Genomic DNA, 17,883 nt, shown 5'->3' with positions numbered 1-17,883 from the left:
CATCCATAGCGTTTAAACAGGAATCCCCATGCGTACCCTGAAAAACATTCTGACCCTGATGCTCAAAGAGTTCGGCAGCGTGCTGACTGATCCGGTGCTGATGGTGCTGATTACGTACATCTTCACCGCTACGATTTATCAGATGTCGCAGGTCGGCGCGGATTTGAAAAACGCCACCGTCGGCATCATCGACCAAGACCGTTCGGTTTTGTCCATGCGTATCCGCGATGCCGTGCAGCATCCGTTTTTCAAACCGGTAGAGGACGTGCGGCGCGAAGATTCGGACGAATTGATGGATAAGGGCGAGTTCACCTTTATTTTGGAAGTGCCGCCCAATTTTCAGCGCGACATGGCGGCGGGGCGCAATCCTGATTTGCAGCTTTTGGTTGATGCGACGTCGATGACGCAGGCGGGGGTGGGCGCTTCGTATCTTTCGCAAATTATCAACCGCGAAATTTACGAATTCACCGGCGTGACGCGGCCGGAGTTAATCAACCCCGTCATCAATACTTATTACAATCCCAACGGCGAGAGCTCGTGGTTCATGCCGACTTCGCAAATCGGCTCGATGTCGTGTATGTTGCTGATTTTATTGACGGGGGCGGCGGTTATCCGCGAACGCGAACGCGGCACAATCGAGCATTTGCTGGTGATGCCGGTCAATGCGTTCGAACTGATGATGGGCAAAGTGTTGGCAAATGCCGCCGTGATTTGGGTGGCGGCATTGTCGTCGCTGTGGTTTATCGTGCATTTGAGCATAGGTGTGCCGCTCATCGGTTCGGTGCCGCTTTATGCGGTAGGGTTGGCGTTGTTCCTGTTTTCGGTGGCGTCGCTGGGCATCATGATTGCCACGTTCGCATCGACGATGGGGCAGTTCGGTATGCTGATGCTGCCGGTGTATATCGTGATGAACCTGTTTGCCGGCGGCGCATCCCCGCGCAGCAACATGCCGCACGCGGCGCAACTGATCAGCGAATATTGGCCGCTGACGCAGTTTGTGAAATTCTCGCAAGACATCCTGTTCCGCGGCGCGGGGATTGAAATCGTGTGGGGGCATATGCTGATCATGGGCTGTATCGGCGTAGGATTCTTATGGCTGGCATTGTTGCGGTTTCAAGGGATGCTGGAGAGGCAGGGTTAGATAGGCCGTCCTGTCAGGAGGCTGCGCACTCTGAAAACGAGCGAAGCGAGTTTCGCTAAAACTGACAAGGGAACTTCCGTGAGAAATTACCCAAACAAACAAGCATTATTGGATGTCGTTCAGACGGCCTTGGATAAGTATCTCGCTGAGTTTGCCGACTGGCGGGACGACCTTTTGCCGTTCTTGAACAAGTTAGGGCTTTTGGGGATAGAGCTTCTGCAAAACCGGGGATCGATAAAAAGCAAACCTGACGGTTTGCTGCCCTCTCCCTAGCCCTCTCCCACGGTGAGAGGGGATTGAGGATGCTGAAACCCAACTATGCTTTGGATTTTCCGCCAATTTTGCTCCCTCTCTTCATGGGAGAGGGGATTGAGGATAGTGAAACAAAACCGTTTTTAGGGTTTCGACTAATTTGTCCCCTCTCCCCGCGGGAGAGGGTTAGGGAGAGGGCAGTAAGCCGCAGGCTTACATTTAGGTTTCGCAAAAAATCTTCTGAAAGGTCGTCCTGTCAAGAGGCGGCGCACGCTGAAAACGAGCGAAGCAAATTTCGCCAAAACGGAACGCTAAAACCTTTTCAAAAAGGAAAATACGATGAAATTCAATCAAATCCATTTATTGTGTATTGCCGCAGCCTTGGCGCTTGCAGGCTGTAAAAACACAGAAGTTCCGTTAAACAGTCAGGTTCAATTACCCCAGGCGTTTACGCAGGATGCGGCGGCAAAGGGCAATGCGGACATTGGGGCGTGGTGGCGGCAGTGGAACGATCCGGTGTTAAGCGGATTAATCGCGCAGGGTTTGGCGCAGGGACATGATGTGAAAATCGCCGTCAGCCGTCTGAACGAAGCCCGTGCCTTGGCGGGGGCGGCGCGTGCCGATTTGGGGCCGATCGTCGGACTGAGCGGCAAGGCGGGGGCGAATGACAGCAAAATGGATAATCCGCTCGACAGTAATGCCAGGGCGTTGCTCTCGCGTTATCCGCAGGCCTCGACTTTAAACGGCGACACCATCGATTCTCAAGGCACCAGCCTATACGGCGGACTGACCGCTTCGTGGGAGCCGGATATTTTCGGCAAGAAACGCAGCGATGCCGATGCCGCCCGTTATGCCGCGCTCGGACAACAAGAGCTGGCGTACGGCGCGCAAATGCTGGTGGCGGGCGATATTGCCGACAATTATTTCAAAGCGCGTGCGGCTCAAGATCGTCTGAAAACCGCCGACCAAACCGTTGCCACCCTGCGGCGTATGGTTCGCTATATCGAAGGGCGTTTTAAGGCGGGACATGTCAGCGGCTATGAAGTGAACGAGGCGAAAGTGCAACTGACCTCGGCGGAAGCCAAACGCGCCACGATAGGGGCGGAATACGCCGCATATGTGCGCAGTATCGCCGTGTTGACCGGCAACGTGCCGCAGACGTTTACGCTGCCAGAATCGTCTGTCGATGCGTTGGCGCACCAACCCTCCGCACCGGGCGGACAGACGCCGCAAGGTTTGCTGGAACGCCGCCCCGACCTGCGCGCACAGGCGGCGCAAGTCAATGCCTATGCCGCCAAATTCGCCAGTGCCAAAGCCGATTTACTGCCACGCTTCACCATCAGCTTTATGGGGCAGGGCGGACGTATCGGTGTGGACGGTGACCGTTCGCTGACCGGCTGGGCAAGTTTGCTGTCGGTGGGCATACAGACGCCGCTGTTCACCAACGGCCGCATCAAGGCCAATATCAAAGCCGCCGACGCGCGTCTTCAGACGGCATTGCTGGAATACGACAAACGGCTCCTGACCGCGCTGGGCGAAGTCGACAGTGCGTATCAAGGCGTGGAATCGCTAAGCCGTCAAACCGAACTGCTGCAAACCGCCCATAATCAGGCGGCACGCCACGCGGCCGATACGGAAAAAATGTTCCGCAACGGCTACAAAACGCTGGACGTCGCCCTCAAAGCCCACATCTCTGAAGAACAAATGCAGGAAAACCTGATTGCGACGCGGCTGGCAAGGGCGCAGATGCTGGTGTCGCTGTATAAGGCATTGGGCGGCGGTTGGTCGAAATAAAGAAGCAAAAAGGTCGTCTGAAAAATTTCAGACGACCTTTTCAAGCTGAAGACTATTGTTCTCTATCCGGCAACAGTATATTCAAAATAATGGCCAATATTGCACACAAGCCCACTCCGGCAAAACTTAACGTACCGATTTTGATGACCATGCCGCCGATACCTGTTGTCAACACAGAGCTGACGATAACCAGATTTTTAGGCAGCATCAAATCAACCTTCGAATCAATCAGAGTTTTAACACCCAAAGATGCAATCGTACCGAACAAAAGCAGCATAATGCCGCCCATGACAGGCATTGGGATGGAAGCTAAAAACGCATTGAATTTACCGAAAAACGCCATTGCAATGGCAAAAATCGCCGCCCAAGTCATGATGATAGGATTGCTGTTTTTCGTAATCATCACCGCGCCTGTAACCTCGCCGTAAGTCGTTACCGGCGGTCCACCGATCAAACCGGCTACGCATACGCCCAAGCCGTCGCCCGCCAGCGTCTTATCCAAACCCGGATCTTTCGTATAGTTTTGACCGGTAACATTGCCAATAGCCATAATACCGCCGATATGCTCGATGGCAGGTGCAATCGCCACCGGCAGCATAAACAGCGCAGCCTGCCAGTTGACTTGCGGCGTTTCAAAATGAGGCACTGCAAACCAAGGCGCATTGACGATGGCGGCAGTATCTACCAAGCCCATTATCAAAGCCAATGTGTAGCCCGAGGCCACACCGATCAAAATCGGCACCAGTTTCATCATGCGGCTGCCAAAAACCGACACCACGACCGTTACCGCAAAAGTAAAGCCCGACAAAATCAACGAGTCTGCATAATCAATTACCTGTTTGCCGTCAGCCTGCCCCATAGCCATACTGCTTGCCGCAGCGGCTACCGACAAACCGATCACCATAATCACCGGTCCGATGACTACCGGCGGCAGCAAGCGGTGAACCGCCGCTAGCCCGCGCCACCTGATTAAGCTTGCGAATACAAAATACATAAAGCCGGCCGCAAACAGGCCAAACATCGTTGAAGGCAGACCCCATTCACCAATCGAGTAAATAATCGGTGCGATAAAGGCAAATGAAGAACCCAAAAAAATCGGCACCTTACGCCGAGTAACCAATTGGAACAACAATGTCCCAATCCCCGCGCCCAACAATGCCAGAGCAGGGTTCAACCCCGTCAGAAGCGGCACAAGCACCATCGCACCGAACGCCACAAACAAAATCTGCGCACCCGAAACCGCCAATTTAAGCTGATTCATCCGAAACCTCGTATATTCGATTCAAACGGCGGGAATTATACTGTCTAGGCAGCCGGATGAACATTAATTTAACGCGGATTCGAGGTAAAAACAGATTGTAAATGGAAATATCCCATTTGCAGTACCATTCTTCATTCATATATATATATATAACAACCTGCTTATAGCTGATACACGAAAAATTGATGCACAGCGAGAATGGCTTTAAATCATCAATCCCTGTATGCAATGAAATGACAGGCTGAGGTTTGTCCTGATTATGTATCTATTTCTGTATGTTTAAAATGGAAGCGGAAATCTGTACATTGTCTTAAATGCTATCAATGGTTATCAAAGTTACAAAAATTATCAAAAAATAGGTTGTAGATAGAAGTAGTGAAATATCATGTAAGAATAAAATTATAATTGGAATAATAGTTTTATAAATAATTAATGATTATATTTACTGAAATGAAACAATATGTTAAAAAATTTCATCAAATATAAAAAGATCGTCTGAAAAAGCTTCAGACGATTTTTTGTTGTATTTACAATTGTAATGGTACGTTTGTTTGAATTAAATACCGTTTATCTGAAATGGATTGTAGATTTATAGATATAATGGTATTTTACTCAAAATTACAAGTTGAGTATCTGTTTGGTATTTTGTTATTGTTATGGAAGATTATTGAAAAACAGATATTGCTTTAGACTACTTTTGAATATTGGGTTTGTAACCCATTCTATATTTATTAAATTAATAAAAGATATTTCGGTTGAAATTTTAAGATATGGTAAAGATTTTTATATGTATTTTTTATTTTATCTTTATGATATGTTATTTTTTATTAGGTGGAATTTTATATGTATACAGGAGAGAATATTATGATATTTTTATTATTTTTGTAAGAATTAATAAGTATATATTCTATGGTGGGGGGATCACTCTTTTTTTTCTTTCCTCTAGTGTAAAGTTTATTATTGGTAATATTACAGAGTCAAGTAAATTTTTTAAACAAATTAATATAATTTTTTATATTGTTCAATATATTAATTTATTTATATTTTTTGCAATTTGTATTTCCGTTTTTTGGGTTGTGGTTTTTAGTTTAAAATTTGGAGTATGAGAATGTCAAACGTTGGATTTAGTTTTTTAAATATTGCACGCGAAAATGGATTAAGTACTGCTGATGCGATTCAAAATGCTAATAATATTCAGAAATATTTAGCTACGCCTGAAGCAGATAGAAATTCATTGGATGGCCTTGATGCTGCAATCGCAGCCTGATCTTTCGCTGCTACAAGTGCTGCTATGGGAGCTTCTGTAGCCAATGCAGGTCTCTCTGGTAGTGCAAATGCAGCTGGTGCTATGTTGACGGGAGCTGCATATCAATTGAATGGGGCAGTTGCTTCAGCTTCTATGGCTGCAACTTATGCATATTTGAAGAAAGGACAATTTGATAAAGCTGCATCTGCGGGTTTAGGGATCGTGTCTAGTTTGTCTGGGATGGCGCAGATTTATGCTTCTACCAAACCTGGTGTAAATCCTGCTGAAGGATGGGCAGCGGCAATTGGTAGTTTGTCAACAGGAGCTAACTTGGTTCTGAATAATTCAGAGTTGTTGAAGACTATTTCTGATAAAAATGGTCAGTTATATGATAAAAAGTTGAAAGATTTTGAGAAATGGTTTCTACCTAAGGCCTTTGCATTTGGTGAAGGTTTTGAAAAAGCAATCTCACCTGCCGCTTGGGAGAAATTCTTAAAAGATTTATTTGAAAAGGCGGACCAAGGGTGGAAGAATTTCTATAAAGAACAGCTAGAAGAAGGGCTACTGCCCGCTTTATTGGATTTAACGGACTTCTTAGATAAGGTTCTTGAGCCATTTAAGACGTATAACAAAGATGGCAAATACCACATCTACGATCCGCTTACCCTAGACCTAGACGGCGATGGTATCGAAACCGTTTCCCACAACGGCTACAAAGGCGTATTGTTCGACCATGATGGCGACGGTATCCGCACGGCTTCAGGCTGGGTGGCTTCAGACGACGGTTTGTTGGTTGTTGACCGCAACGGCGACGGCATCATCAATGACGGCAAGGAGCTTTTCGGCGACAGTTCCGTTTTGAAAGACGGCACGAAGGCGGCGCACGGCTATGCGGCTTTGGCAGAATATGATTCTAATGGCGACGGCGTGGTCGATGCTAAAGATGCTGACTTTGACAAATTGCGCGTATGGCGTGATTTGAATCAAGATGGTGTCAGCCAAAAAGAGGAGTTGTTTACGTTGGAAGAAGTCGGCGTACAGTCTCTGAATGTTGCATATCAAGATACCAATCAAAATCTTGGCAATGGTAACCGTCTGGCGCAGGAAGGCAGCTATACCGGCAAAGACGGCAATGTGCGCAAAATGGGCGATTTGTTGTTTGGCAACAATACGCTTTACAGCCGTTATAGCCAATCCGTCAATCTGACCGACGAACAGCGTGCGGCGGCAAACCTGCAAGGCATCGGCCGTTTGCGCGATCTGCGCGAAGCGGCAGCCCTTTCGCCCGCACTTGCCGCAGCATTGCAGGCATATACCAAAGCGGAAACCAAGGCGCAGCAAAAAGCCCTCTTGGACGATCTGGTTGACAAATGGGCGCAAACCGATCCGAATTACAGCGTCGGTACACGTTTCTCCGCCCCCATGCTGCGCACTGCGAACGAAGGTGTCGCATTGACTCCGGGACAGGAAAAGGCAATGCTGATGGTAGGCAGCGTTTCAGACGAGTACAAAGAAAAGCTGCATGAATTGCGCACGAAAATTGCAGCATTGGACGCATTCTCGGGTGAAAAGTCCGGTGTTATCTATGTGCAAAGCAAAGAGCAGATGGAAAGCTTCCTCAAAACCGTGCGCGAAACTTACGGCAAGCTGACAGACAACGTTTATGAAAACCTGCTCTTCCAAACCCGTTTGCAACCGTATTTGAACAAAATCGGACTGAAGCTGGAAAACGGCGAATTCAAACTCGATTTCACCGATGTCGCCGCTCTCTTTGGTGAAGTGTACGCTCGCAGCCCTGAAAAAGCCTTTGTGGATTTGGGCGAATTTTTAGCGTACAGCAAAATCAGTTCGGGTGATAACGCATTTACCGAACTCTCATCGCTGATGGCGCAATATTCGCTGGATGCTGTAAACAGCGGTACATTCGAACAATATGCCGAAGCCATGGGCAAAGAAGCGATGGAAAAACTCGGCCATAAAACCGGTACGGAAAAAGACGATATGCTCTACGGCAACGAACTTGCCAACTTTATTACAGCAGGAGAAGGAAACGACGTATTGAACGGAGGAGACGGGAAAGACATCCTGCATGGCGGTTTGGGAGACGACAGACTGTATGGCGGAAATAACAGTGCCGACACCTACGTCTTCGAGAAAGGCCACGGCAGGGATGTGGTTTCCGAATATGCAAACAATATCGAGCATACAGACACTCTGAAATTCGAAGGTGCAAAATTTTCCGATGCCGTATTTACCCGCTCGGGCAACCATCTGATCGTCAAGGCCTACGGCGGCGAAGATCAGGTTACCGTTGAATATTTCTTCCTTGGCGACTCCTACCGTCATGTCCGTTTTGCCTTCGACGACAGAACCGTTTCCTTGGATGAAGCGTCCTTGACAGTAAAAGGTGGAGTGGATAACGATACTTTGTACGGCTGGAACACTGATGACTTGCTGGACGGCAATGATGGAGACGACCGTTTGGAAGCAGGAAGCGGTAATGACGTTCTCAATGGCGGCAAAGGTAATGATACGTTAGAGGGTGGAAACGGTTCAGACACGCTGAGCGGCGGAGAAGGAAACGACGTATTGAACGGAGGAGACGGGAAAGACATCCTGCATGGCGGTTTGGGAGACGACAGACTGTATGGCGGAAATAACAGTGCCGACACCTACGTCTTCGAGAAAGGCCACGGCAGGGATGTGGTTTCCGAATATGCAAACAATATCGAGCATACAGACACTCTGAAATTCGAAGGTGCAAAATTTTCCGATGCCGTATTTACCCGCTCGGGCAACCATCTGATCGTCAAGGCCTACGGCGGCGAAGATCAGGTTACCGTTGAATATTTCTTCCTTGGCGACTCCTACCGTCATGTCCGTTTTGCCTTCGACGACAGAACCGTTTCCTTGGATGAAGCGTCCTTGACAGTAAAAGGTGGAGTGGATAACGATACTTTGTACGGCTGGAACACTGATGACTTGCTGGACGGCAATGATGGAGACGACCGTTTGGAAGCAGGAAGCGGTAATGACGTTCTCAATGGCGGCAAAGGTAATGATACGTTAGAGGGTGGAAACGGTTCAGACACGCTGAGCGGCGGAGAAGGAAACGACGTATTGAACGGAGGAGACGGGAAAGACATCCTGCATGGCGGTTTGGGAGACGACAGACTGTATGGCGGAAATAACAGTGCCGACACCTACGTCTTCGAGAAAGGCCACGGCAGGGATGTGGTTTCCGAATATGCAAACAATATCGAGCATACAGACACTCTGAAATTCGAAGGTGCAAAATTTTCCGATGCCGTATTTACCCGCTCGGGCAACCATCTGATCGTCAAGGCCTACGGCGGCGAAGATCAGGTTACCGTTGAATATTTCTTCCTTGGCGACTCCTACCGTCATGTCCGTTTTGCATTTGACGACAAAACCGTTGATTTCAATGATGCCGGTCTGAATATGAAAGGCGGCGATAGTGATGAAACATTGTCCGGTTGGAGTACGCACGATGAGATCGATGGCGGCGCAGGTAACGACACGCTTAATGGTGAAAATGGAAACGACACCTTATATGGCGGCGACGGCAACGATATTTTGTACGGCGGCGAAGGCAGCGACATTCTGAACGGAGGAGCCGGAGACGACAGACTGAACGGTGGCAATAATGAAGCCGATACCTACGTCTTTGCCAAAGGTCACGGCAAGGATGTGGTTTCCGATTACGGCAGCCTGTTGGAACATACTGATACGTTGTTGTTTGAGAATGCAGTATTCTCGGATGCGGTATTCAGCCGTTTGGGTAATGATTTGGTCGTCAAAGCTTATGGCGGAGATGATCAGGTCAGTCTCCAGAACTATTTCAGCAGTAAGAATTATCAGTATGCTCAGTTTACATTTGCTGATAAGACGGTTTCTGCGGAAGAAGTTGTTAATGGCATTCTGTAATCTGTGTTGATGATGAAAGGTCGTCTGAAAACCTTGGAAACAGGGTTTCAGACGACCTTTATTATTTTTTAGGCTTATTTTAGATATTTCGATTACTTTTTAATGAGTGATTATCGAGTTACATAAATTCTTTTTCGTTCAGGTTGTCTATTTAGAATAGGACTGCATGGAGTTATCTAAGTTTGCTATATAATCGCGTTTCTTTGATGATGAATAAACGTCGTCTGAAAACACCTTGTTTTTCAGGCGACCTAAAATAAAACTGACATACAAAGGAGCCGAACCATGTTTCACAGCATCAATGCCTATACCGGCGAAACCCTTTGCCGCCGTCCTGCGCAGGGTTATGCAGAGTTTGCACAAGAATTGGCAGCGTTGAAGTTGCGCCAGCAGGCGTTTGCGCGGTTGGGCGTTACCGGGAGGACTGCTTTGCTGCAAGCCTTTGCCGAGCGTTTGGCGCAAAACAAGGAGCGGCTTGCGGAAATGGTTTGTGAAGAAGTCGGGCGCTGCCTGCATGAATGCCGTGCCGAACTGGATAAATCGGTCGAACTCATCCGATATTATGTCCGCCTTGCCCCCGAGTTGCTGGCGCATAAGACCATTGCCACGCAGGCGAGCCTCAGCCAGGTGCGTTTTGAGCCGTTGGGTGTTGTGCTTGCCGTCATGCCGTGGAACTATCCTGTCTGGCAGGTTTTGCGTTTTGCCATTCCAGCCCTGTGCGCGGGAAATGCTTGTGCCGTCAAACCTGCGCCCAGTGTTGCGCGGGTCAGCGCTGCGCTGTTGGAGTTGGTTTCAGACGACCTTCCGTTAATTGGCGCATGGTTGGATAACGACGATACCTTGAAAGCCATTGAAGACACCGATGCGATGGCGTTTACCGGCTCGACGCGGACCGGCCGCCTGCTCGCCGCCCATGCGGGAATGCACCTCAAGAAAACCGTCCTCGAACTCGGCGGCAGCAACCCCTTCATCGTCATGCCCGATGCGGATCTCGAACGTGCCGCCGTCGAAGCCTGTTATTCGCGTTTCCGCGACGCGGGTCAGTCTTGCAACGCAGCCAAACGAATCGTCGTAACCGAAGCCGTTGCCGACCGCTTCATTCCCCTGTTCCTTGCCGAATGCGCCAAATTGCAAACGGGCAATCCCAAAGACCCTGCGACCACACTTGCCCCGTTGCACCGCGAAGACTTGCGCGCAAACGTACACACTCAAGTACAGGACGCAGTCGCACACGGCGCAGAAGTTTTGACGGGCGGTTTCATTCCTGAAGGAAAGGGCTGGTTTTACCCTGCCACCGTGTTGGACAAAGTGAATTCCGACTGCCGCGTTTGGAATGAAGAGGTTTTCGGGCCGGTTGCCATGATCTTGCGGGCGAAGGACGAGGAACACGCCGTCGCCCTTGCCAACGATACGCCCTACGGATTGGGCGCCAGTATCTATACCGCCAATACCCGCCGCGCTTGGGAGTTTGCCGAAAAAATCCAAGCAGGCTCGGTCTTTATCAACCGCCACACCAGCAGCGACCTGCGCCTACCCTTTGGCGGCGTCAAGGCATCAGGTTACGGACGGGAATTGTCTGAATTCGGGTTGTATGAATTTGTGAACGTGAAAACGTATTGGCAGAAATAAGGACGGATTAAAAAAGGTCGTCTGAAAACGCCGGGATTGTCTATGTTGCGTTTTCAGACGACCTTCTTTTTGTTGAAGCGGCGGTTTGTTTTTCTCAATATTCTCAGTAGGAGTGATGTAATTGGAAATTTCCGATTATTGAATAAGGATTTTCATCTGCCCGGAATAGCGGGATCTTTTTCATAAGGTCGTCTGAAAACCTATTTCAGACGACCTTCAAAGTCTCTTCACCGACATCACCGTATTTCTTTGGCTGCCTCTTGCTCCGCTTTATAACGGCGCAGGTAGGCAAGCGCAGCAGCTTTTTCTTCTTCGTTGCCATATTTGACATCGCGTTGGGCACGGCGCAATTCGGCGCGCTCTTTGGCTTCTTCGATTTGCCGGTTTTTGAATGCTTCACGGTTGTCGGATGCAACCAGCTTGTCTTGTTGGGATTGTGCTTTCGCCATGGCTTTGGCAATCAAATCCATAGGATTGAAAGTAGGTTTGGACGCAGCTTTGGTTTCGGCTTGAATTTGCGCCTGCTTGGCTTTAACGGCGGCTTCGCGCTCTGCAAGCATGGCTTTGCGTTCCGCCTCGTCGCGCGCTTTGCGTTCGGTGTGCCAATCAAAGCGGCTTTGCGCGTGTTCGGCGGCGGCGAAACGCGCTTCGGAAGAACGGCTCAGGCTGCGTGCGGCGGGGAGGTATTCCTGTTCGGAAGGTATCATGTCGATACAATCCACCGGACAAGGCGGGAGACAGAGTCCGCAGCCTGTGCATTCGTCGCTGATGACAGTGTGCATAAACTTGCTTGCGCCCATAATCGCATCGACAGGGCAAGCGCGGATGCAGGCGGTACAGCCGATACAGGCGGCTTCGTCTATCAAGGCGACGGCTTTGGGCTGCGTTTTGACCGGCGCAACGCGCGGCTTGCCTAATAAGGCAGCAATATCGACCATCACCGCCTCTCCTCCGGGTGCGCACAGATTAACAGGCGCATCCTCGTGCAACAAAGCTTGTGCATAAGGCAGGCAGCCTTGATAGCCGCATTCTCGGCACTGAGTTTGCGGCAGCAGGCGGTTGATGGCTTGAAGGTCGGTCAGCATGGCGGATAGAGTCAAAATCGAAAAGGCGTATTTTATCGGGAAACGAAGTATAGGGGAATAAAGGGTTTGAAAATAAAAGAGATTCTTCTATCGTTTTGCAGCAAATTCAAGTAGGAATGTGAATGATGTTATAAGTATCCTGTATTTGAACCTCATACGGTGTGGCGGGCAGGAACGTGGATATGGAAGGTCGTCTGAAAATCCCGATTTCAGGTTTTCAGACGACCTTTGGTATTGGAACGTTCAAGGCAGTTTGGGTCTGACTTTGACGCTCAAGGGCAAGTGGTCGGAGAGGCGTTGCCAGTTTTTGCCGTTGTGGATTTGGGAGTCTAGGACTTCCAAGTTGCGGGTATAGACGCGGTCGAGGCTGAGGACGGGCAGGCGGGCGGGGAAGGTTTTGGGGCGTTTGCCGTTGCTGTCCACGAATACTTCGTTCAGGTTCAAGGCGTTGCCTAAGGACAGGGCGGATTTTTGCCGCCAGTCGTTGAAATCGCCGGCGAGAATCAGCGGGCTTTGCGGGTCGATGTGATGCACGACGTATTCGAAGATGGCGCGATATTGTTTGGCGCGGTCGGGTTCGCGCAGGTTGAGGTGGGCGCAGAGGCAGACGAGCGGGGTTTCCCAGCCTTCGGGCAGGACTTCGCAATGGAGTACGCCGCGCTGTTCGAGTTTGTTGACGCTGATGTTGAGGTTGTGGCGGGTTTCCAGCGGCAGGCGGCTGAGGATGGCGTTGCCGTGGTGGCGCTGCGGGTATACGGCGTTTTTGCCGTAGCTGCGGTTGTAGGAAAGGCGGTCGCCGAGGATATCGTAATGCGGTTTTTCGGGAAAATCGGGCAGCCTGCTGCTGCGGGTCAGGTGCTGACCTTGCACTTCCTGTAAAAACAGGACATCCGAGCCTATGCCGCGAAGCTCTTCCGCCATGCTGTCCACTTGGACTTTGCGGTTGAGCGCGGACATGCCTTTGTGCATGTTGTATGAGGTGATGGTAATCGGGCGGGGGGGCATGATGTGTAACCGTAGTGTGTGAGTAGTTTGTCGTTGTATTGATAGTATAACACTGCAAGTGTTTGGTTTCAGTAAAGATTTGATGGTCTGGCGGCTGCTTGAAGGTAAAACGTCGTCTGAAAGGTTTCAGACGACGTTTGAGGGGGAAACACGCGTAAAACGGTTTATTTTATAAACTCGTCCACGCCATGTTCGCAGCGGATTTTTTGTTCGGACAGCGTGGCTTTGAGCAGGGCGTCGTTTTGCGGCAGGGCGTCGCGTTCGGCTTCGTGGTGCCAGAGGTGGTAGGCGATGCCGGCGAATTTAAGGTTGTGGCGTTTCATGCCGTTATGGAAGAGGCGGGCGACGAACTCGCTGTCTTCGCGTCCCCAGCCGACAAAGCGGTTGTCGAAGCCGTTGACGGCCAGCGCATCGCTGCGGAAAAAGCCCATATTGCAGGTTTTGATGCCTTTGTGTTTGCGGCTGCTTTGTCTGCCGATCAGGGCGGACAGGCTGCGGCAGCGCAGGGCGGACAGGCGTTTTTCTATGCCTTGGCTGAACACGGACAAATCGGGCAATTCGCCGGAGTCTAAAATTTCTTGGGTGCGGCTTTGGGTCAGGATAACGCGCGAACCCTGTATCAGCCTGCCTTTGCGTGCGAGCTTGAGGTGGTCGGCGATGAAGGACGGGTCGAGTATCATGTCGCCGTCGATAAGGATGATGTAGTCGCTTTTTGCCTGCGCCAGCGCGCGATTGCGCGATTCAGCGGCGCGGAAGCCGTCGTCCGGCCGCCAAGAATGTTTGACGGGGATGTCGGTGTGGCTGCGGATGAACTCGACGACTTCGGCGGTGTCTTGGCGCGAACCGTCGTCCGCGACGATGATTTCGTCGGGCAGGCGGGTTTGCGCGAGTGCGGATTTTAAAACCAGCTCCAGCGCGTCGGGACGGTTGTAGGTGGTAATAATCAAGGCGACGCTGATATTGCGGTTGCGCTCGTAAAGTTTGACATATTTGTAGTACGAACCTTGGGCATTGGCGATGGAAATGGTCAAGCCGTCCGCGCCGTAGGCGAAACCGCGTTTGAGCAGGTAGTTTTTGACAAACGATACGCTGCCGTGCAACAGGGCTTTGAAGGGTGAGCTGTCTTTTTTGTAGCGGTTTTCTTCGGCGTAGAGCGAGCTGTATTGCTGCATTTTCTGAATCAGCCCTTCGGCGTTTTCGAAGGAATAGTGTTTCAGACGACCTTCGAGCGGACGGACGTTTGCATCGGGCGGCAAGATCAGCGATTCATGTACCTGACGGTCGGAAAAGCGGGTAAAGCGTCGGTGGTAAAGGCGCGGGATAATGTCGGGATACCAGCCGCAGGCTTTGATCAGACGGCCGTTGTAGTGGTTCAGGCGCGAGAGCGAGAAGATGTTTTGTTCTTTGTTTTCCGCCACGGCTTTGCGGATGGCGGCAATCAGTTCGCCATCTGCCACTTCGTCGCTGTCTATGCTGAAGATCCAATTGTTTTGCGCGAGGCGGGCGGCGAGGTTTTTCATCGGACCGAAGCCGATGAAGTCGTATTTGTAATAACTGACGTTGGTGAAGCGTTCGGCGATTTCAAAGGTACGGTCGGTCGAGCCGTTGTCGAGCAGCAAAACTTCGTCGAAGTCTTGAAGCGCGGTCAAAACTTCGTGCAGATAGCGTTCCGAATTTTTGACCAACATGGCTGCTGTGGCGGGAATTTTCGGGTTCATGATGAGGTCGTCTGAAAAGGGGTCGTCTGAAAAATCAAAATCGGGAAATCAAGGCAGTTTGGCAATGGCGGCGGTCAGTTCTTCAAACATACGGTCGGCATCGACTTCGGTTATCCAAAGCGCGTTGGGCGCTTTGCCGGTCGTGCCGTGCCAATCGACGGCACACGCGCCGGTGGACAGTCCGCTTTGCGTCTCCACATCCACGCGGCACATCCTGCCTGAAAACAATTCGGGGAACACGGCACAGATAACGGCGCAAGGGTCGTGCAGCGGGCCGCCCTCCAAGCCGAACTGTTGAATGTCGAAGCGTTCGTAACTTTGCAAAATATCCGCCAAACGGCTGCCGTTGGCGTTTTTCAGACGACGTAGGCGGTTCATGCGTTCGGAAGTGATTTGCGCCTTGTGGGTAACGTCCAGCGGCAAAACCGTAATCGGTGCACCGCTTTGCAGCACGATTTGCGCCGCGTGCGGGTCGGTGAAGAAATTGAATTCGGCGGCAGGCGTCATGTTGCCCGCTTCAAAATAGTTGCCGCCCATCAAGACAATGCGTTTGATGGCGCGGACGGCTTCCGGCGCGATGCTCAACGCCAGCGCGATATTGGTCAGCGGGCCTATCGGACACAAAGTCATCGAAGCGTCTTCGGCGCGGCTCAAGGTTTCCACCAAATATGCAACCGCGTGCTGCTTTTGCAAAGGACAGCGCGGCTCGTGCAACGCCGTACCGTCCAAGCCCGTTTTGCCGTGTACCGCTTCCGCCGTCTCCAGCTCGCGCAATAAAGGCTTGGCTGCGCCGGCGTAAACGGGGAAATCTTCCTCGCCCGCCCAATCGCAGACGATGCGCGCGTTTTTTGCCGTCAACGCCATGCCGACATTGCCGGCGACGACGGTCATGCCCAAAAAATCGACCAAGCCGCGCCGTGCCAGACCGTGTGCCGCCAAAATGGCCGCGGCATCGTCCTGCCCGGGGTCGGTATCGATAATCAAACGGATTTTTTCGTTCATCGCCATCGCTTGCGCCGTCTATGTGGAAAGCGTGTATTTTAACCGATATACCGCTACAATACGCATTTCCTTTTTTTCAGACGACCTCCTCCGATATGCAGCTTATCCTTGCGCCCATGCAGGGGCTGGTGGACGATGTGATGCGCAATTTGCTGACCCGTATCGGCGGCTACGACGAATGCGTCAGCGAGTTCGTCCGCATTACCCACACCGTCCATTCCCGTTCCACCTGGCTCAAATACGCCCCCGAAATCGCCAACGGCAACAAGACCCCCACCGGCACGCCCTGTACCGTCCAGCTTTTGGGCAGCGACGCCGACAATATGGCGGTCAACGCCTTGGAAGCCGTCCGCTTCGGCGCGGACAAAATCGACCTCAATTTCGGCTGCCCCGCTCCTACGGTCAACAAACACAAAGGCGGCGCCATCCTGCTCAAAGAGCCCGACCTCATCCACCATATCGTCAAAACCCTGCGCCAACGCCTGCCCGAACATATCCCGCTCACCGGCAAAATGCGGCTCGGTTACGAAGACAAAAGCCTCGCGCTCGAATGCGCCGCCGCCATTGCCGAAGGCGGAGCCTGCGCCCTGACCGTACACGCGCGCACCAAAGTCGAAGGCTACGAACCGCCCGCGCATTGGGAATGGATATGCAAAATCCGCGAACACGTCGCCATCCCCGTAACCGCCAACGGCGACGTGTTCAGCCTCAAAGACTATATCGGCATTAAAGAGATGACGGGCTGCAACAGCGTCATGCTCGGTCGCGGCGCCGTCATCCGCCCCGATTTGGCGCGCCAAATCAAACAATACGAAAACGGCGGAACCGTCCGCGATACCGATTTCGCCGAAGTTTCAGTGTGGATAAACCAATTTTTCCACTTGTGTCTCGCCAAAGAAGCGAACAACAAATACCCCGTCGCCCGCCTGAAACAATGGCTGGGCATGATGAAGAAAGAATTTGGAGAAGCGCAGGAATTGTTTGACGCGGTAAGGGCGGTCAAAGACGCGGAAGAAGTCGCGCGGATTTTGGCGGCGTTTGAAGACAAGATGAATGCCTGATAATGATGAGGTCGTCTGAAAGTTTTCAGACGACCTTTAAACCCATCGCCTAAGGCGGAATAAAATAAAAACAGGACGTTTCTAAGCCGTTATAGTGGATTAAATTTAAATCAGGACAAGGCGACGAAGCCGCAGACAGTACAGGTAGTACGGAACCGATTCACTTGGTGCTTCAGCACCTTAGAGAATCGTTCTCTTTGAGCTAAGGCGAGGCAACGCCGTACTGGTTTAAATTTAATCCACTATATTTCTCTTCCTGCGCAGGCGGAAGCAAGAAGGACGGTATGAATCGGTTTATTTGAATTTACTACATTTTCAGAAAGGACAATGATGCCTTACGTCAATATCAAGGTAACGGGCGGCAGCGAGGCTCCGAGTGCCGAACAGAAAGCCGAGCTTATCCGCGGTGTTACCGAGCTGCTTGCCCGTGTGTTGAATAAAAATCCGCAGACCACGGTCGTCGTCATTGACGAAGTGGATATGGATAACTGGGGTATCGGGGGCGAGAGCATTACCGTGCGCCGCGCCAAATCGAAAAAATCAGGATAAGCGCGCCTCGTCGGGAATGGATAGCGTCATATCGGTTTGCGTCTGCGCGAAAAAGGAAATGACAGCGATACAAAAAGCCGGTTTGGGATACTTGTCCGCAATGTTCGGATATGACTTTTTTCCTGTTCATCGAAAATCAAAAGGTCGTCTGAAACCGGATTTCAGACGACCTTTTTGTGTTTCTGCGCAGCG

General features: G+C 51.0%; 12 protein-coding genes. 7 read left to right on the top strand and 5 right to left on the bottom strand.

Going from position 1 to position 17,883, the window contains the following annotated elements:
• Positions 1 to 28 precede the first annotated feature (28 nt).
• Positions 29 to 1,141 (top strand): ABC transporter permease, encoded by a 1,113-nt coding sequence (locus tag RSJ68_06320; GenBank protein WNU96097.1) that lies wholly within the window; start codon positions 29 to 31, stop codon positions 1,139 to 1,141.
• 591 nt (positions 1,142 to 1,732) lie between these two features.
• Positions 1,733 to 3,187 carry a TolC family protein gene (locus RSJ68_06315; GenBank protein ID WNU96096.1) on the top strand — a complete coding sequence of 485 codons (1,455 nt, stop codon included), beginning with the start codon at positions 1,733 to 1,735 and terminating at the stop codon, positions 3,185 to 3,187.
• A 52-nt stretch (positions 3,188 to 3,239) separates the two neighbouring features.
• Here RSJ68_06315 and RSJ68_06310 read toward each other — a convergent pair whose 3' ends face one another.
• On the bottom strand, positions 3,240 to 4,448 hold the full coding sequence (locus RSJ68_06310; protein ID WNU96095.1) for a uracil-xanthine permease family protein: 1,209 nt from the start codon (positions 4,446 to 4,448) through the stop codon (positions 3,240 to 3,242).
• A gap of 1,108 nt (positions 4,449 to 5,556) precedes the next feature.
• On the opposite strand from RSJ68_06310, the gene RSJ68_06305 reads away from it, so the two are divergent.
• The 3 genes from RSJ68_06305 (at position 5,557) to RSJ68_06295 (ending at position 11,271) form a co-directional block, all read left to right on the top strand.
• Positions 5,557 to 5,715: a hypothetical protein gene (locus RSJ68_06305; GenBank protein WNU96094.1), complete on the top strand. Its 159-nt coding sequence runs from the start codon at positions 5,557 to 5,559 to the stop codon at positions 5,713 to 5,715.
• 378 nt (positions 5,716 to 6,093) lie between these two features.
• Entirely contained in the window at positions 6,094 to 9,642 is a 3,549-nt protein-coding gene (locus RSJ68_06300; protein WNU98319.1) for a calcium-binding protein, read from the top strand.
• Between the two features lie 285 nt (positions 9,643 to 9,927).
• Positions 9,928 to 11,271 (top strand): aldehyde dehydrogenase family protein, encoded by a 1,344-nt coding sequence (locus RSJ68_06295; GenBank protein ID WNU98318.1) that lies wholly within the window; start codon positions 9,928 to 9,930, stop codon positions 11,269 to 11,271.
• A 236-nt stretch (positions 11,272 to 11,507) separates the two neighbouring features.
• On the opposite strand, the gene RSJ68_06290 is transcribed toward RSJ68_06295, so the two are convergent.
• The 4 genes from RSJ68_06290 to RSJ68_06275 all read right to left on the bottom strand — a co-directional run bounded on the left by RSJ68_06290 (position 11,508) and on the right by RSJ68_06275 (position 16,087).
• Positions 11,508 to 12,356, bottom strand: coding sequence for an RnfABCDGE type electron transport complex subunit B (locus RSJ68_06290; protein WNU98358.1), 849 nt, complete (start codon positions 12,354 to 12,356; stop codon positions 11,508 to 11,510).
• A 243-nt stretch (positions 12,357 to 12,599) separates the two neighbouring features.
• The gene (locus RSJ68_06285; GenBank protein WNU98317.1) at positions 12,600 to 13,361 is read right to left on the bottom strand and encodes an endonuclease/exonuclease/phosphatase family protein; all 762 of its coding nucleotides are present in this window, start codon (positions 13,359 to 13,361) and stop codon (positions 12,600 to 12,602) included.
• A 164-nt stretch (positions 13,362 to 13,525) separates the two neighbouring features.
• The gene (locus RSJ68_06280) at positions 13,526 to 15,079 is read right to left on the bottom strand and encodes a glycosyltransferase (protein WNU98316.1); all 1,554 of its coding nucleotides are present in this window, start codon (positions 15,077 to 15,079) and stop codon (positions 13,526 to 13,528) included.
• 48 nt (positions 15,080 to 15,127) lie between these two features.
• Entirely contained in the window at positions 15,128 to 16,087 is a 960-nt protein-coding gene (locus RSJ68_06275; GenBank protein WNU98315.1) for a nucleoside hydrolase, read from the bottom strand.
• Positions 16,088 to 16,176: 89 nt separating this feature from the next.
• Between RSJ68_06275 and RSJ68_06270 the strand changes: the two genes are divergently transcribed.
• Positions 16,177 to 17,142: a tRNA-dihydrouridine synthase gene (locus RSJ68_06270; protein WNU98314.1), complete on the top strand. Its 966-nt coding sequence runs from the start codon at positions 16,177 to 16,179 to the stop codon at positions 17,140 to 17,142.
• A gap of 330 nt (positions 17,143 to 17,472) precedes the next feature.
• Complete coding sequence (locus RSJ68_06265; GenBank protein ID WNU98357.1) at positions 17,473 to 17,691, top strand: 4-oxalocrotonate tautomerase family protein; 219 nt, start codon at positions 17,473 to 17,475, stop codon at positions 17,689 to 17,691.
• Positions 17,692 to 17,883 lie beyond the last annotated feature (192 nt).

It is taken from the genome of Neisseria sp. DTU_2020_1000833_1_SI_GRL_NUU_006 (genome assembly GCA_032388755.1).
Classification (GTDB): Bacteria; Pseudomonadota; Gammaproteobacteria; order Burkholderiales; family Neisseriaceae; genus Neisseria; species Neisseria sicca_C.
The sequence above is the reverse complement of the archived record's forward strand: the minus strand, read 5'-3'. Positions and strand labels throughout refer to the sequence as shown.

Coding starts and splice junctions, on each gene's coding strand:
- RSJ68_06295 (WNU98318.1), top strand. CDS start 9,928: ATGTTTCACAGCATCAATGCCTATACCGGCGAAACCCTTTGCCGCCGT.
- RSJ68_06285 (WNU98317.1), bottom strand. CDS start 13,361: ATGCCCCCCCGCCCGATTACCATCACCTCATACAACATGCACAAAGGC.
- RSJ68_06290 (WNU98358.1), bottom strand. CDS start 12,356: ATGCTGACCGACCTTCAAGCCATCAACCGCCTGCTGCCGCAAACTCAG.
- RSJ68_06305 (WNU96094.1), top strand. CDS start 5,557: ATGTCAAACGTTGGATTTAGTTTTTTAAATATTGCACGCGAAAATGGA.
- RSJ68_06275 (WNU98315.1), bottom strand. CDS start 16,087: ATGGCGATGAACGAAAAAATCCGTTTGATTATCGATACCGACCCCGGG.
- RSJ68_06320 (WNU96097.1), top strand. CDS start 29: ATGCGTACCCTGAAAAACATTCTGACCCTGATGCTCAAAGAGTTCGGC.
- RSJ68_06315 (WNU96096.1), top strand. CDS start 1,733: ATGAAATTCAATCAAATCCATTTATTGTGTATTGCCGCAGCCTTGGCG.
- RSJ68_06270 (WNU98314.1), top strand. CDS start 16,177: ATGCAGCTTATCCTTGCGCCCATGCAGGGGCTGGTGGACGATGTGATG.
- RSJ68_06310 (WNU96095.1), bottom strand. CDS start 4,448: ATGAATCAGCTTAAATTGGCGGTTTCGGGTGCGCAGATTTTGTTTGTG.
- RSJ68_06280 (WNU98316.1), bottom strand. CDS start 15,079: ATGAACCCGAAAATTCCCGCCACAGCAGCCATGTTGGTCAAAAATTCG.
- RSJ68_06265 (WNU98357.1), top strand. CDS start 17,473: ATGCCTTACGTCAATATCAAGGTAACGGGCGGCAGCGAGGCTCCGAGT.